Consider the following 15,278-nt stretch of genomic DNA (forward strand, 5'->3'; position numbering starts at 1 on the left):
CCTTCCGACGCGGATGCCCGTCAGCTCACCCGGCGCGCCAGGAACGGTGCGGCGACGACGATGATGCCGTAGAGGATCATCCAGACGCCGACGACGATGACGAACACCCCGAGCGACAGTTCCGGCTGCAGCAGCACGATGGCACCCGCGACGACGCTGATCAGTCCGAGGACGATGCTGGCGGCGCGGTGGCCGCGGACCTCCGACGCACCCGCGACGATGTCGAGCACGCCGCGGAACACCCACCATGCACCGATGACGAGGGCGATGATCACCAGCGTCTGGAGCGGGCTGCGGAGGACGAGAAACCCGAGCAGGATCGCCAGCGCACCCGACAGACCGGTCAACGTACGCGCCGCGGTCGGCGCGTTCACTTCGGCGAAGGACCGGACGATCTGGATGATGCCGAAGGCGAACACCTGGATCGCGATGAGCACGGCAGCGACGACCAACGTCGCGTCGGGCCACACGAGCATCGCAATTCCGAGACCGAGCGTGAGCAGTCCGAACACGACCGTCAGCCCGGTCAGGAACCGGCCGGCCGTCTCCAGATCACGGGAACCGTCGACCACCCACGCGCCGCCGGCCCCTTCGGACATTCCCTGTTGAGCATTCATCGCTACCCCTCCGCCGCACGAGATTTCGTGGATCAGCGTCAAAGTAACAGCAAACGACGCTCGAGGAGGGATTGCGAGCCCACCTCGACCGCGAACGCGTTTCACCCGCGAGGGGTGAGGAATCTTCGACGGGAACGTCGGAAACTCCACCCGATGAATTGGCTTCTCCAGCGAGGTTTTCGCGACCCATCGAGAGGGGAACTGCAATGACCACAACCACGACGACGCACGCTTCGGGCGGTGGCGCAAAACAGGGTTTCGCGGCGGGTGCATCGATCGCCGCCGCGATCGTTCTCATGACCGTCGGAATTCTGCAGATCTTCCAGGGAATTTCCGCGCTGGCCAACGATGACGTCTTCGTCGTCGGCCCCGAGTACGTGTATCAGTTCGACCTCACGACGTGGGGCTGGATCCACCTGATCATCGGCATCGTGGTCGTCCTCGTCGGTCTGGCGCTGTTGACCGGCGCGACGTGGGCGCGTGTGTGCGCGATCATCATCGCGGCGCTGTCGCTCATCGCGAACTTCCTGTGGATCCCGTGGTACCCGATGTGGTCGATCCTGATCATCGCGCTCGACATCGTGGTGATCTGGGCCGTCTCCACGTGGGACACCGCGAAGGCCTGAGAACTCACACAGCACGCAGATGGGTGATGTCACCGGCCGACACCGCGACCGGTGACTCACCCTCTGCCTTGATCACGATGCGGCCCTCGACGTCGACGTCGGTCGCAACACCCACGAGCTCCCGGTCCCCCGGCAGCTCGGCGCGTACCAGGCGACCGAGGGTTCCGCACCGCTCCCGGTACGCGGCCGCGAGGTCGTCGACGCTCCAACCGGCGCTCTCCCACTCGCGCCACCGCCTCGCCAGTTCGCGGAGCATCGCGCGCGCCAGGACGGTGCGGTCGGTGACGGTCGCCCCCTCCAGGGCGAGCGACGTCGCCGTAGGCACCGGCAGCTCGTTCTCGTCCAGGCTCACGTTCAGCCCGACGCCCACGACGATTGTCGGAACCGGCGCCGTCGAGGCGACCTCGGCGAGGATTCCCGCGACCTTCCGCCCACCGATCAGAACGTCGTTGGGCCACTTCAGTTCCGCGTCGACCTCGGCGACCTTGCGTAGCGCGTCGACCACCGCGATGCCCGACAGCAGCGGCAGCCACCCGATGTCCGCCAGGTCCATCCCGGGCATGTCGAGGACCGCGGACATGGTGACCAGGGCACGCGGGGCGCTCACCCACGGCCGCGCGTGCCGGCCACGTCCACCGGTCTGGTGCTCGGCGATCAGGACGCTGCGCGCATAGTCCGCACCCTGCGGACGGGCCAGCAGGTCGGCATTGGTGGACCCGGTCTCCGACACCACGTCGAGGCGGGACCAGAACGCGTCCGGATCACCGCCCGCGTCACGAACCAGAGCGCGTCGCAGCGCGTCGACATCGAGCGGGGGGCGGTTCAGATCGGTCCACATCCGTCCAGCCTAGGATGCGCTTGGAAAGTGACTCGTCAGTAGCTTAGGTTGAATAATTCAACGCAACCCGACCTCGCTCGACGCAGGCCCCCGAGACCTGGTTAAGCTCACTTCCCATGACCAGTGTGCAGGAGCCAGCCGCGGCGGAGGCGGCGAACACCCCGGATATCCACACGACGGCGGGAAAGCTCGCTGACCTGCGCAGCCGCCAGGCGCAGGCAATGCTGCCCATGGGCGAAGCAGCCGTCGAGAAGGTTCACGCCAAGGGCAAGCTGACGGCCCGCGAGCGCATTCACGCGCTCCTGGACGAGGGCTCCTTCGTCGAGCTCGACGCCCTGGCTCGGCACCGCAGCACCAACTTCGGCCTCGCCGACAACCGTCCCGTCGGCGACGGCGTCGTCACCGGCTACGGCACCATCGACGGCCGCGACGTCTGTGTGTTCAGCCAGGACGCCACCGTGTTCGGCGGCAGCCTCGGCGAGATCTACGGCGAGAAGATCGTCAAGGTGATGGACCTGGCGCTCAAGACCGGCCGTCCGCTGATCGGCATCAACGAGGGCGCCGGCGCGCGCATCCAGGAGGGCGTCGTCTCGCTCGGCCTGTACGGCGAGATCTTCCACCGCAACGTCCAGGCCTCGGGTGTCATCCCGCAGATCTCCCTGATCATGGGCCCGGCCGCCGGCGGCCACGTCTACTCCCCCGCGCTGACCGACTTCGTGGTCATGGTCGACGAGGCCAGCCAGATGTTCGTCACCGGCCCCGACGTCATCAAGACCGTCACCGGCGAGGACGTCACCATGGAGGATCTGGGCGGCGCCCGGACCCACATGGCCAAGTCCGGTGTCGCGCACTACGTCGCTTCCGGCGAGCAGGACGCCCTCGACTACGTCAAGGACCTGCTGTCGTACCTGCCGAGCAACAACCAGGCCGCGGCTCCGCGCCTGGCGCCGTCCGACCCGATCGTCGGCGCCATCGAGGACTCGCTCACCGACGAGGACCGCGAGCTCGACACGCTGATCCCGGACTCGGCGAACCAGCCGTACGACATGCACGAGGTCATCCGTCGCATCCTCGACGACGACGAGTTCCTCGAGGTGCAGGCCGGCCGCGCCATGAACGTCATCGTCGGCTTCGGTCGCGTCGACGGCCGCAGCGTCGGCATCGTCGCGAACCAGCCCACGCAGTTCGCGGGCTGCCTGGACATCGACGCGTCCGAGAAGGCCGCGCGCTTCGTCCGCACCTGCGACGCGTTCAACGTCCCGATCATCACCCTGGTCGACGTCCCGGGCTTCCTCCCCGGCACCGAGCAGGAGTACAACGGCATCATCCGCCGCGGCGCGAAGCTGCTGTACGCGTACGGTGAGGCCACGGTCGGCAAGATCACCGTCATCACCCGCAAGGCGTACGGCGGCGCGTACGACGTCATGGGCTCCAAGCACATGGGCGCGGACGTGAACCTGGCGTGGCCGACCGCGCAGATCGCGGTCATGGGCGCGTCCGGCGCCGTCGGCTTCGTCTACCGCAAGCAGCTTCTCGAGGCTGCCAAGAACGGTGAGGACGTCGACGCGCTGCGCCTGAAGCTGCAGCAGGAGTACGAGGACACCCTGGTGAACCCGTACGTTGCGGCCGAGCGTGGTTACATCGACGCCGTCATCCCGCCCTCGCACACCCGCGGACAGATCGTCTCCGCTCTGCGTCTGCTCGAGCGCAAGATGGTTTCGCTTCCGCCCAAGAAGCATGGGAACATCCCCCTATGACAGCGACCACCCGGGAAGAAGCTCTCACCGACGCCGAGCTGCTGGATGCGTCCTCGCTCGAAGGAGCCGCGTTGGCCGAAGCTGTCGCCGGACTCGAGCCCGACGTCACGTCGAGCCCGCAGTCTCCGCTGATCAGGGTCGTCAAGGGCAACCCGACCGACGAGGACGTCGCCGTGCTCGTCGCGGTGTTGTCCGCGGCTGCCGCTGCCGGCGAGCCCGTCGGCGACGGTCTGCCGCCCGAGACGTGGGGCGCGCCCACCCGCATGCACCGCGGGCACGCGCCGTTCTCCCCGTACTCGTTCAGCACCCCGGTCGCGCCGCGCCCGTGATCCGATTGGTTCTCGCCTCGGCGTCCCCGGCTCGGCTTGCCGTGCTGCGGGGCGCCGGGGTCGAACCCACCGTCCGTGTTTCCGGCGTCGACGAGGACGCCGTCATCGACCGGCTGGGTCCGTCCGCGGCCCCCGAACTGGTCGTCACCGCGCTCGCGGAGGCCAAGGCCCGCGACGTGGTCCCCTCGCTCGTCGCCGAGGGATGTAGCGATGCCGTCGTGATCGGCTGCGACTCGATGCTGCTGATCGACGGCGAACTGCAGGGCAAACCCCACACCGTCGACGTCGCCCGCGACAGATGGCGATCCATGGCCGGACGCAGCGCCACCCTCCTCACGGGCCACAGCGTCCTGCGGATCACCGACGGCGCCGTCACCGCCGACGTCGCCGACCACAGCGGGACCGTGGTGCATTTCGGCACCCCCTCGGCGGAGGACCTCGAGGCCTACCTCGCGTCGGGTGAACCGTTGAAGGTCGCCGGCGCGTTCACTCTCGACAGCCTCGGCGGCTGGTTCGTCGAACGACTCGAGGGCGACCCGTCCAGTGTCATCGGCATCGGGCTGCCGCTGGTGCGGCGCCTGCTCGGCGAGGTCGGGGTCTCGGTGGCCCAGCTGTGGGCCGCGAACTCGCTGGTCCGCTAGACCGGGTCTACTGATCCCGGCCGCGCTGCAGCGCCGCGGCCATCGCGTGCGCCTTGGACTTGGCCCGTTCCGCGTCGGTGCCCACGAACGATTCGTCCACGGTTTCGCACCACAATTCCAGCCACCGGCGAAACCGCTCGTCGGTGAGCCCGTGCTGCCGGTGCAGGGCCTCGTGCACGAGCACGACGTGGCCTTGATAGCGGGTGGTCCGGAAGAGGATCTGCTCCCAGAAGTCGCCGACCACCGGCAGGTGCTCGTCCAGGCCGACGACCACGAGCGTCTCGAAAGCGGGGGCGAGGAGCGGGTCGACCAGCGCCCGCTCGTAGAACCGGCGCAGCAGGAGATCGACGTCGGCACGGGTGGCCAGGTCGCCGCGGCGGTCGTCGAGGCTCGTCACGAGGCCCGACAGTACCCGCCGGTAGCTCGCGCGAGATCGGTCACGCTACCGAACGAGCGACCACATAGAATCGGTGGTGGACACCCTCCACCCACACCTGCCTCAGGAGCCCACCCGTGCCCGTCGCACCCGATCCCAATCCCGCGTTCGCTGCGTACACCCATCCGGAGCGACTCGTCTCGACCGAGTGGCTGTCAGTCAACCTGGGCGCCCCGGGCGTGAAGGTGGTGGAGTCGGACGAGGACGTGCTGCTCTACGACATCGGCCACATCCCCGGCGCGGTGAAGATCGACTGGCACGTGGATCTCAACGACCCGGTCACCCGCGACTACATCGACGGCGCCGCGTTCGCCGACCTCATGAGCCGCAAGGGCATCGAACGCGACGACACCGTCGTCATCTACGGCGACAAGAGCAACTGGTGGGCGGCGTACGCCCTGTGGGTGTTCACGCTGTTCGGCCACGAGGACGTCCGCCTGCTCGACGGCGGGCGGGACGCGTGGCTGTCGGAGAACCGGGACACCACGCTCGACGTGCCCAGTCCGGCGCCGACGCAGTACCCGGTGGTGGCGCGCGACGACAGCACGATCCGCGCGTTCCGGGACGACGTGCTCGCGCATCTCGGCAACGGCCCGCTGGTGGACGTGCGGTCGCCGCAGGAGTACACGGGCGAGCGCACCCACATGCCGGACTACCCGGAGGAGGGCGCCCTGCGGGGCGGCCACATCCCGACCGCGGTCTCGATCCCGTGGGCGCGGGCGGCGGCCCCGGACGGGCGTTTCCGTACCCGCCCCGAACTCGAGGAGATCTACACGGACTTCTCGCGCGAGGACGACGTGATCGCGTACTGCCGGATCGGCGAGCGGTCGAGCCACACGTGGTTCGTCCTGACCCACCTGCTCGGATACCCGCACGTCCGCAACTACGACGGCTCGTGGACCGAGTGGGGCAATGTCGTGCGGGTTCCGATCGTCAAGGGCGATCAGCCGGGGGCCGTCCCCGGTTCCGCATCCGATTCCACCCCGGAAGCCGCATCGTGAGCCTGCCGGAGAGCCTTGCCGAGATCGTCGACGATTTCGCCGCCGTCGACGGTCAGGACAAGCTGCAGCTGTTGCTCGAGTTCAGCCGCGAGCTGGCGCCGCTGCCCCCGGAGCTCGAGCAGGGCGCGATGGAGCCGGTGCCCGAGTGCCAGTCGCCGCTGTTCCTGGCCGTCGACAGCAGCGACCTGGACAAGGTGCGTCTGCATTTCAGCGCGCCCGCCGAGGCGCCGACGACCCGGGGCTTCGCGTCGATTCTCCATCAGGGACTCGACGGGCACAGCGCCGCAACGATTCTCGCGGTTCCCGACGACTTCTATTCAGCGCTCGGCCTCGCCGACGCGGTGAGCCCGCTGCGCCTGCGGGGCATGAGCGCGATGCTCGCGCGCATCAAGCGGCACCTCCGCTGAGCGCGCACCCTCAGAACCGAGACTGAGCCGGGGAGCGACCCTCCCCGGCACCTTCATGTGACGATGTTCACCGCCGCTACCCGCGGCGGAACAAGAGACTGGATTCTCCACGATGGAATTCACCGAGCTCGCGGACTACGCGATCTCCCCCGGCATGCTCACCGAGTGGTTACCCGAGGCCACGACGGGCTGGGTCGACGACGGCCGCCCCGCGTCGTACATCCACGAAGCCCACCTGCGCCGGACCGCCGACGGCACCCACGACGACGGCCGCGAGTCCTGGCTGGGCGCGGCGTTCCGGCTGCCCGGGCAGCTCGACCACGACGCGTTCCGTGCCGCGATCGGTATGTGGATCGAACGCCACGAGCCGTTGCGGAGCCACGCCGCACTCGGCCACGACGGCCGCATCACCCGCCGCACGATCGACCCCGCCGGCATCGAACTCAACGAGGTGCGGCACGAGTACGAGTTCGACGCCGACACGGTGTACGAACGGGTCCACGACCTGTTCGACGAGCTCACCTCCCCGCACCGCTGGCCCGCGTATCTGTTCGTCACGCTCGAACACTCCGATCCGGAACCCGAGTGCACCGTCTTCTTCGCCGCCGACCACTCGATCATCGACGGACTGTCGGTGGTGCTGGTGGCCCACGAGATCACGAGCCTCTACACCGAAGCGATGGCGGGGCCGCCGGCGCTACTCGTCCCCGCGGGCAGCTACATCGACTTCGGGGCCGAGGAGCGGGCCGCCGCGTCCACGGTCGACCACCGGCATCCCGCGGTCGAGTGTTGGCGTTCGGCCTTCGTCCGCAGCAAGGGCCGACTGTCCGACTTCCCACTCGATCTCGGTCCGCGCCCGGTGGAGCGGGTGGCGCAGCGCGCGGTCTCGGAGTGGGTGTTCGACGCCGCCCAGGCCGCCGCCTTCAACACGGTGTGCCACCGCGCGGGCCAGAACTTCTTCGCCGGCGTGCTGGCCTGTTTCGCGGAGGCGTCGGCAGAGCTCACCGGAAGCACCGTCTTCCGCACCGTGACTCCCGTTCACACCCGCAACGACCCGCACTGGGCGACGTCGCTCGGCTGGTTCGTGGGGCTGTCCCCGATCGAGTTCGACATCGCCGGGGCGGCCGACTTCGCGGAGGCAGCCGGCCGGGCGGCGGAGGCGGTGGCGTCGACCAAGTCGGCCGCGAAGGTTCCCTTCGCCCGGGTGGAGGAGGTCCTGGCGACTCGGATCCGCCCGCGGTTCGTGGTGTCGTTCATGGACGTCCGGTTCGTGCCGATGGCGCAGCAGTGGCCCGACGTCCAGGCGCGCGCTCTGCGCAGCCGCCACTACACGCACGACGTCTACGTCTGGGTGAACCGAACCCCGCACGGCGTCAACATCGCCGCGCGGTTCCCGGGGACGCCGACCGCGACAGAGAACGTGCTGCGCTTCCTGGCACGGGCCCGACAGGCACTGTCCGATGTCGTTCCGGTCACACAGGCCGTCGGGGCCTGAACACGGGCCGCGTCGTCAGCGGGCAAACTGCACCTCTACTGGTCAGTAGGGTTGCGGCACCGAATCGAGCACTTAATGTGTAAGCGCTATCCGGTTACATCGTCTATCGGATTGATGCATACACTCCGATGAGATGCCAACAGATACCCGCCGGTGACCCCACAGGTGAACCACGGGGACAGACCATGCGAAACACAGGAGGCTCAGTGCCCACTCATGCCAGCGCGCAGATCACGAAGGTGCTCGTCGCCAACCGCGGCGAGATCGCTGTGCGGGTCATCCGAGCCGCGAAGGATGCCGGCTACGGCAGCGTCGCTGTCTACGCCGAGCCCGATGCGGACGCACAGTTCGTGAAGCTGGCGGACGAGGCTTTCGCCCTCGGCGGCCAGACCTCCGCCGAGTCCTACCTGGTGTTCGACAAGATCCTCGACGCCGCCAAGAAGTCCGGCGCCGACGCGATCCACCCCGGCTACGGCTTCCTGTCCGAGAACGCCGATTTCGCGCAGGCCGTCATCGACGCGGGCCTGATCTGGATCGGCCCCTCGCCGCAGTCCATCCGCGACCTGGGTGACAAGGTCACCGCCCGCCACATCGCCGAGCGCGCCAACGCGCCGATGGCTGCGGGCACCAAGGATCCGGTCAAGAACGCCGACGAGGTCGTCGAGTTCGCCCAGCAGTACGGCGTCCCCGTCGCGATCAAGGCCGCCTTCGGTGGCGGTGGCCGCGGCATGAAGGTCGCGCAGACCATCGAGGAGATCCCCGAGCTGTTCGAGTCGGCCACCCGTGAGGCCATCGCGGCCTTCGGTCGTGGTGAGTGCTTCGTCGAGCAGTACCTGGACAAGGCCCGCCACGTCGAGGCCCAGGTCATCGCCGACCAGCACGGCAACGTCGTCGTCGCCGGCACCCGTGACTGCTCGCTGCAGCGCCGCTTCCAGAAGCTCGTCGAGGAGGCCCCGGCGCCGTTCCTGACGGACGAGCAGCGCGCCCGCATCCACGCGTCCGCCAAGGCGATCTGCAAGGAAGCCGGCTACTACGGTGCCGGCACCGTCGAGTACCTGGTCCAGGGCGACACGGTCTCGTTCCTCGAGGTCAACACCCGCCTGCAGGTCGAGCACCCGGTCACCGAGGAGACCGCCGGCATCGACCTGGTTCGCCAGCAGTTCCTGATCGCCAACGGTGAAGAGCTCACCATCAAGGAGGATCCCACTCCGCGTGGCCACTCCTTCGAGTTCCGCATCAACGGCGAGGACGCCGGCCGTGGCTTCATGCCCGCTCCCGGCCCCATCACCGTCTACAAGGAGCCGACGGGCCCCGGCGTCCGCGTCGACTCCGGTGTCGTCCAGGGCGACGTCATCGGCGGCCAGTTCGACTCGATGCTCGCCAAGCTGATCGTCACCGGCGAGAACCGTGAGCAGGCGCTGCAGCGTGCCGCCCGCGCACTCGCCGAGTTCGAGGTCGACGGCCTGGCCACCGTCATCCCATTCCACCGCCACATCGTCGAGAACCCGGCGTTCGTCGGCAACGGCGAGAGCTTCGACGTCTACACCAAGTGGATCGAGACCGAGTGGGAGAACCCGATCGAGCCGTTCGCCGGTTCGGGCGCTGCCGCTGACGACGAGGAGAACCTCCCCCGTCAGTCGGTCGTCGTCGAGGTCGGCGGCCGTCGCGTCGAGGTCTCGCTGCCCGGTTCGTTCTCGATCGGCACGAGCGGCGCTCCGGCCGGCGCGATCCGCAAGAAGCCGAAGGCGCGCAAGCGTGGCGGTGCCGGCGCGGGTGCGGCGTCGGGTGACGCTGTGACCGCCCCGATGCAGGGCACCGTCGTCAAGGTCGCCGTCGAGGAGGGCCAGGAGGTCGCCGAGGGCGATCTGATCGTCGTCCTCGAGGCCATGAAGATGGAGAACCCGGTCACCGCGCACAAGGCCGGTGTCGTGACGGGCCTGGCGGTCGAGGCCGGCGCCGCGATCACCCAGGGCACGGTTCTGGCCGAGCTGAAGTGACGTTCGGGCAGGGATAACTGCTTCACACTGTGCGCGCCCCGCGGATTCGCGGGGCGCGCACAGTGCTGTTCGGGCAGTAGGCTTTACGGCATGTCCGACCTTCCGGAGATTCGTATCGGCACCGCCGAACGCGAGCACGCACTCGAGGCGTTGTCGCGGCATTTCAGCGACGGCCGGCTCACGATCACCGAGTTCGACGAGCGCAGCGGACAGATCACCGCGGCCACGACGCGCGGCCAGCTCGACAAGGTCTTTGCGGACCTGCCGGCGCTCGCTCCGCCGGCCCCTGCGAAGGTGTCACCCGAGGCGGACGAGACCGAGGACGAGAAGAGCTGGCGCAACACCGTCATGGCGGTGATCCCGTTCGTGGCGCTCGCGCTGTTCTTCCTGGTCCCCATCGACCACAGTTGGCTTTTCTTCCTACTCATTCCGGCAACGGCCGCCATCCTCTTCGGCGGCAAGAAGGGACGTGGCGGCTGCTGATGGAGCCGATCGAGATCAATGCCGGGGCCTGGTACCTGCGCGCGCTGCGCGCCGACGAGCGTGTCGACGACCGCCCCGCGCTCCGGGAAGGCGGGATCGACGACCCCGGCTATGTCCCCGAGCGCGCCCGCCAGTGGGCGGCCGACGAGCACTGTTCCTGGGCCGTGTGCGAGCCGACGACGGGTGAACTGCTCGCCGAGGTGGGCCTGACCCCGAACGGATCCGACGGTGTCGTGAGCGGCTGGGCACGCCCCGGCCACGACGACGCCCTCGAGACCGCCATCGACTCCGTTCGACGCTTCGCGGAGGGTGCCCTCGGGCTGACCCTCGCCGAGCACTGAGCGGCGCGCCGTGCGCGACAGGTTCGACAAGCGCTACGTGCCGCTCGTCATCGCGACGGTCGTCGTACTCGTGATGCTGTTCTCCCCTGGGTCCACCGTCCCGAGCGGGCCGGAGAACAGCGACAAGGTCACCCATGCCCTGATGTTCGCTGCGCTCGCCCTGACGTCGCGTTACGCGCGGATCGGTGCCGCGTGGACCGCCGCGTCGCTGTTGGTGTTCGCGGCGGTCTCGGAGGTGCTGCAGGGCGCACTGCCGATCCAGCGGAGCTGTTCGATCTGGGACGCGGCGGCCGACGCCGTCGGGATCATGATCGGCCTGGTGGCCGCCCGGGTGCTCGCCCGTCCGCTGCGGATTCCGGTGTGAGCACCCGGGGCGCGCGTCAGCCCTCGAGCAGGTGGGTGCGGATCGCGTCCTGCCCGGCGGCGTCGATGCCGAGGCCGTCGCCGAAGTAGCCCTCGATCGAGCCGAAGCTCTCGCGCATCTGCGCGAGCGCGGTCTGGAGGTATTCGGCGCGGACGCCGAGGACCAGTTCGAGCAGGGTGGGATCGCCACCCCCCGCGGCGAACTTGTCGAAGACCTGCTTGAACGACGGCAGCAACTGCTCGTTGGTGAGCAGGTAGTCGTGGAAGACGTCGTCTTCGTCGACGCCCAGCAGGAGGAGCAGCGACGCCGTGGCCCAACCGGTGCGGTCCTTGCCGGTCGTGCAGTGGACGAGGGCCGGGAGGGCGTCCGACGCGGCAAGGTCGGTGAACATCCCGCGATAGGACGCGAGCGCGCTCGGCAGCGTGATCAGGTCGCGGTAGGTCTGCAGGAAGAGATCCATCGCGTGCTGGTCGCCGAGGAACTTCTGCAGGATCGTCGGATCGTCCAACACGGACTGCAGCTGGGCGGCCATCGAGCCGCGCACCTTGTCGGCCAGCACGTCGAGCGGGACCTCCCGCGCCGACGCCGGCGTCCGGTCCGGGGCGGCGTCGCGCTCGGACACGGTCCGAAGATCGAACACGGTCACGAGACCCAGGTCGGCGAGACGCACCGCGTCGTCCACCGTGACCTTGCTCAAATCGGTCGACCGGTAGAAGCGGCCGAAGCGCACCGTCGCGCCGTCGCGCGTGCGGTAGCCACCGATCTCGCGCAGGTTCGGGACGGACAGGATCGGGATGCTCGTGCCAGGCGCAGTGGTCATGCGCCCGAATCTAGACGAACCCGGCGACCGAGGCTCTTCCCGCTCCTCGGTGCCGGGTTCGTGTCGTCGGCGGGGTCCTGTCAGCCCAGCTTCTTCGACCGCAGTTCGTGGCCCTTGGACGTCTTGCAACGCCCGGTCTCGAGGTCCCACTGCCAGCCGTGCAGGTTGCACGTGAGGTTGGAGCCGTCGACGACACCGAACTTGCTCAGGTCGGCCTTGAGGTGCGGGCAGCGGCGCTGGATCTCGTAGCCACCCAGCTCGATCGAGGCGCTGTCGTCGTGGGCCTCGGCAAACCAGCCGTCGGCGTACGCGATGCGCTCGTCGGTGAGGCACTTGAAGAACGTGTAGAGGAACTCGTTGTAGCCGCCGACGCGCCACGCCTCGAAGCGGGTGGACAGGAAGATCGTGTTGACCCAGTCCGGCTCGTCGTCGCGCAGGACGGTGCGTACCAGTTCGGGCGCGATGCGGAAGCCGTAGCGGTACTTGCCGTCACCCTCCTTCGGCTCACGCACTGTGCGGTTCGGGAAGTCGAGGACGACGGTCTCGTCCCCCATCACCAGCCCGACGGGGTAGCCGATGCCGTCGCAGATCAGGTCGGACTGCGCCATGATCGGCTCGAACTTGGCCTTGAGGGGCCCGAGCAGGGGCTCGCCCTCGGCGGGCGCCCACGTGGCCTTCTCGGCCGCGATGACCGGCGCCATCCGCTGCGCCATGTCCTCGATGTAGGCGGCCTTGTCGGAGAAGATCTTCTCGACGTCGGCGTCCGGGATCGGGTGCGCGAGCGTCACCTTCTCGCCGTGGATGTCCACCGTCGAGCCGGGGATCATCAGCAGCCCGCCGTCGTGACCGTGGATCCGCATCTGCTCGAGGAACACGATCTGGTCGGGGAAGATGTTGCCCTCGTCGCCGTGGTCGTCATTGAGCGAACGCAGTGCGTCGTCGAGGAACACCGGCGGGCCGGCGGACGGCACGACCCACGTGGCGCCGACCTGCTCGATGTAGCTGCGGCAGCGGTCCATGCCGCGCTGGCGCTTCTGCTTGCCGAAGTTGCGCTTGGTGCCGGCCGGGATGTCGTAGACCATCGGGTACCAGATGGCGCCCGAGTACTGCAGCAGGTGGATGTCGACCTTGCCGAATGCCTCGAGCATCGGATCCATGTCGACGGGGCGGGCGTCGTTCATGTTGAAGCACACGGTCTCGCCGTCGGAGACGACCAGGCCGGAGTCGCCGATCGGGCCGTCCGCGGGGGCGCGCAGCGCGATGATCATGACGTCCAGGTCACCCTTGGGACCGCTCACCGTGTGCTTGACGGAGTCCTGGGTCTCGAAGAACTTGGTGAAGCCGAGCCCCCGGAGCTCCCGCTCGAGGTCCGGCACCGGGTAGTCGGGCAGCAGGACGGTCGCGTCCTTGTTGACGTGCCGGACCAGCGTCTCGGGATCGAAGTGATCCTTGTGCAGGTGCGAGACGTACAGGTAGTCGACGTTGCCGAGCGCGTCCCAGTCCAGTCCGGTGTTGTCCGGGAAGGGGAACCACGACGCGAAGTACGCGGGGTTCACCCACGGGTCGCAGAGAATCGACCCCGCTTCGGTCTGGATGTGGAATCCGGCGTGTCCGACGCTGGTGATCTGCACTCGTCTGCCTCCTCGATAGACCGCGACAATCGTAACGAGAGCTGACGCCGCACCCGCGCCTCGCACTACGGATGTGGGCCGAAACACCTGGTATTCGGGACTTGATGCCCTACGGCCGCAGCGCGGCGAGTACCCGGTCGAGCGCGTCGACGGCCGCGTCGAGTTCGGCGATGGTGACCGTCAGGGGTGGACGGAAGCGGATTCCGCGCTCGCCGGTCGCGAGGAACAGCACGTGTTCGTCCTCCCGCAGTGCGGTCACCACCCGGTCCCGGTACCCGGGCGTCGGCAGGGTGATCGCGCACATGAGCCCGCGTCCGCGGGGTTCGGTGACGGTGTCGTGGGCGGCCGCGAGTTCCTCGAGCCGGCCGAGCAGGTGTATCCCGCACAGCCGGGCGCGGTCGATCAGCCGGTCCTCCTCGATCACCTCGAGGATGCGCCGGGCGCGGACCATGTCGGTGAGGTTGCCGCCCCACGTCGAGTTGATCCGCGAGCTCACCTCGAAGACGTTGTCGTGGACCTCGTCGACGCGACCGCCGGCCATGATCCCGCACACCTGGGTCTTCTTGCCGAACGCGACGACGTCGGGGGTGACGCCCAGCTGCTGGTAGGCCCACGCGGTGCCGGTGAGCCCACAGCCGGTCTGGACCTCGTCGAAGATCAGCAACGCGTCGTGCTCGACGCAGAGCTCGCGCATGCGGGCGAAGAACTCGGGCCGGAAGTGGTGGTCACCGCCCTCCCCCTGGATCGGCTCGGCGACGAAGCACGCGATGTCGTGCGGGTGCTCGGCGAACGCGCGCCGCGCCTGCCCGAGCGCCCGGTCCTCCGCGGCCGCGACGTCGCGGCCGTCGGCGAGGTGGGGCGCGTCGATCCGGGGCCACGCGAACTTGGGGAACCGCGCGATCTTGGCGGGGTCGGTGTTGGTGAGCGAGAGCGTGTACCCGCTGCGGCCGTGGAACGCCTCGGTCAGGTGCAGCACGCGGGTGCCGAGCGCCGGGTCATGCCCCGCCACCTCGTTGCGGCGGCTCTTCCAGTCGAACGCAACCTTGAGCGCGTTCTCCACGGCGAGGGTGCCGCCGTCGACGAAGAACAGGTGCGGCAGCGCCGGGTCACCGAGGACGCGGGCGAACGTCTCGACGAACCGGGCCATCGGCACGGTGTAGACATCGGAGTTGCTGGGCTTGTTGATCGCGACGGTCGCGAGTTCGTGGCGGAACTGGCCGTCGTCGGCGAGGGCCGGGTGGTTCATGCCGAGCGCCGACGACGCGAAGAAGCCGAACATGTCGAGATAGGTGGTGCCGTCGCGCAGGTCGACCACGTGGACACCGCGGGAGGACTCGAGGTCGAGGACGAGGTCGAACCCGTCCGTGAGCATGTGTGCTCGCAGGACGTCGTGAACGCGCCCGGCCGGCAGGTCCGAGTCACCGGCCGCGGGGCGGACCGCGGTGCTCATATCCAAAGGCTACGTCAGCATTCCGGCCCCCGTCCGGGCATCGAG

Annotated in this window: 17 protein-coding genes; 11 read left to right on the forward strand and 6 right to left on the reverse strand. The window is 68.7% G+C overall.

Annotated elements, in window-relative coordinates:
- Positions 1-20: 20 nt before the first annotated feature.
- Positions 21-617, reverse strand: a complete 597-nt coding sequence (locus tag ABTV10_RS18255) for an HdeD family acid-resistance protein (protein ID WP_499029122.1) — start codon at positions 615-617, stop codon at positions 21-23.
- A 206-nt stretch (positions 618-823) separates the two neighbouring features.
- Between ABTV10_RS18255 and ABTV10_RS18260 the strand changes: the two genes are divergently transcribed.
- Complete coding sequence (locus ABTV10_RS18260; RefSeq protein ID WP_499029124.1) at positions 824-1,243, forward strand: DUF7144 family membrane protein; 420 nt, start codon at positions 824-826, stop codon at positions 1,241-1,243.
- A gap of 4 nt (positions 1,244-1,247) precedes the next feature.
- On the opposite strand, the gene ABTV10_RS18265 is transcribed toward ABTV10_RS18260, so the two are convergent.
- Positions 1,248-2,081: a biotin--[acetyl-CoA-carboxylase] ligase gene (locus ABTV10_RS18265; protein WP_499029126.1), complete on the reverse strand. Its 834-nt coding sequence runs from the start codon at positions 2,079-2,081 to the stop codon at positions 1,248-1,250.
- Positions 2,082-2,302: 221 nt separating this feature from the next.
- On the opposite strand from ABTV10_RS18265, the gene ABTV10_RS18270 reads away from it, so the two are divergent.
- Genes ABTV10_RS18270 through ABTV10_RS18280 form a run of 3 tightly spaced genes read left to right on the forward strand, consistent with a single transcriptional unit; the run spans position 2,303 to position 4,808 of the window.
- Positions 2,303-3,838, forward strand: a complete 1,536-nt coding sequence (locus ABTV10_RS18270) for an acyl-CoA carboxylase subunit beta (RefSeq protein ID WP_499035216.1) — start codon at positions 2,303-2,305, stop codon at positions 3,836-3,838.
- Positions 3,835-4,167, forward strand: coding sequence for an acyl-CoA carboxylase subunit epsilon (locus ABTV10_RS18275; RefSeq protein ID WP_499029128.1), 333 nt, complete (start codon positions 3,835-3,837; stop codon positions 4,165-4,167). The genes ABTV10_RS18270 and ABTV10_RS18275 overlap by 4 nt, the downstream gene beginning before the upstream one ends.
- On the forward strand, positions 4,164-4,808 hold the full coding sequence (locus ABTV10_RS18280) for a Maf family protein (RefSeq protein WP_499029129.1): 645 nt from the start codon (positions 4,164-4,166) through the stop codon (positions 4,806-4,808). Before ABTV10_RS18275 ends, ABTV10_RS18280 begins: the two co-directional genes overlap by 4 nt.
- A 7-nt stretch (positions 4,809-4,815) precedes the next feature.
- Here ABTV10_RS18280 and ABTV10_RS18285 read toward each other — a convergent pair whose 3' ends face one another.
- A complete protein-coding gene (locus ABTV10_RS18285) occupies positions 4,816-5,205 on the reverse strand; it encodes a group III truncated hemoglobin (protein ID WP_499029131.1) in 390 nt (129 codons plus the stop codon).
- 116 nt (positions 5,206-5,321) lie between these two features.
- Here ABTV10_RS18285 and ABTV10_RS18290 point away from each other — a divergent pair, with 116 nt between their 5' ends.
- The 7 genes from ABTV10_RS18290 to ABTV10_RS18320 all read left to right on the forward strand — a co-directional run bounded on the left by ABTV10_RS18290 (position 5,322) and on the right by ABTV10_RS18320 (position 11,332).
- A complete protein-coding gene (locus ABTV10_RS18290) occupies positions 5,322-6,245 on the forward strand; it encodes a sulfurtransferase (RefSeq protein ID WP_499029133.1) in 924 nt (307 codons plus the stop codon).
- Positions 6,242-6,652 (forward strand): SufE family protein, encoded by a 411-nt coding sequence (locus ABTV10_RS18295; protein ID WP_499029135.1) that lies wholly within the window; start codon positions 6,242-6,244, stop codon positions 6,650-6,652. The genes ABTV10_RS18290 and ABTV10_RS18295 overlap by 4 nt, the downstream gene beginning before the upstream one ends.
- Positions 6,653-6,764: 112 nt before the next feature.
- Complete coding sequence (locus tag ABTV10_RS18300; protein ID WP_499029137.1) at positions 6,765-8,147, forward strand: condensation domain-containing protein; 1,383 nt, start codon at positions 6,765-6,767, stop codon at positions 8,145-8,147.
- 230 nt (positions 8,148-8,377) lie between these two features.
- Entirely contained in the window at positions 8,378-10,144 is a 1,767-nt protein-coding gene (locus ABTV10_RS18305; RefSeq protein ID WP_499035217.1) for an acetyl/propionyl/methylcrotonyl-CoA carboxylase subunit alpha, read from the forward strand.
- 90 nt (positions 10,145-10,234) lie between these two features.
- Complete coding sequence (locus ABTV10_RS18310) at positions 10,235-10,627, forward strand: DUF1707 SHOCT-like domain-containing protein (RefSeq protein ID WP_499029139.1); 393 nt, start codon at positions 10,235-10,237, stop codon at positions 10,625-10,627.
- Complete coding sequence (locus tag ABTV10_RS18315; protein ID WP_499029141.1) at positions 10,627-10,968, forward strand: hypothetical protein; 342 nt, start codon at positions 10,627-10,629, stop codon at positions 10,966-10,968. The genes ABTV10_RS18310 and ABTV10_RS18315 overlap by 1 nt, the downstream gene beginning before the upstream one ends.
- Positions 10,969-10,978: 10 nt before the next feature.
- Positions 10,979-11,332 (forward strand): VanZ family protein, encoded by a 354-nt coding sequence (locus ABTV10_RS18320; RefSeq protein ID WP_499029143.1) that lies wholly within the window; start codon positions 10,979-10,981, stop codon positions 11,330-11,332.
- A gap of 16 nt (positions 11,333-11,348) precedes the next feature.
- Here the strand turns inward: ABTV10_RS18320 and ABTV10_RS18325 are convergent, their stop codons facing one another.
- The 3 genes from ABTV10_RS18325 to lat form a co-directional block, all read right to left on the reverse strand.
- Positions 11,349-12,152, reverse strand: coding sequence for a tyrosine-protein phosphatase (locus ABTV10_RS18325; RefSeq protein ID WP_499029145.1), 804 nt, complete (start codon positions 12,150-12,152; stop codon positions 11,349-11,351).
- A gap of 80 nt (positions 12,153-12,232) precedes the next feature.
- Entirely contained in the window at positions 12,233-13,783 is a 1,551-nt protein-coding gene (locus tag ABTV10_RS18330) for a Rieske 2Fe-2S domain-containing protein (protein WP_499029147.1), read from the reverse strand.
- A gap of 109 nt (positions 13,784-13,892) precedes the next feature.
- Positions 13,893-15,233, reverse strand: a complete 1,341-nt coding sequence (gene lat, locus ABTV10_RS18335) for an L-lysine 6-transaminase (protein WP_499029149.1) — start codon at positions 15,231-15,233, stop codon at positions 13,893-13,895.
- Positions 15,234-15,278: the final 45 nt, after the last annotated feature.

This window comes from Paraburkholderia sp. RHO2 (assembly GCF_050955445.1).
GTDB lineage: Bacteria > Actinomycetota > Actinomycetes > Mycobacteriales > Mycobacteriaceae > Prescottella > Prescottella agglutinans_A.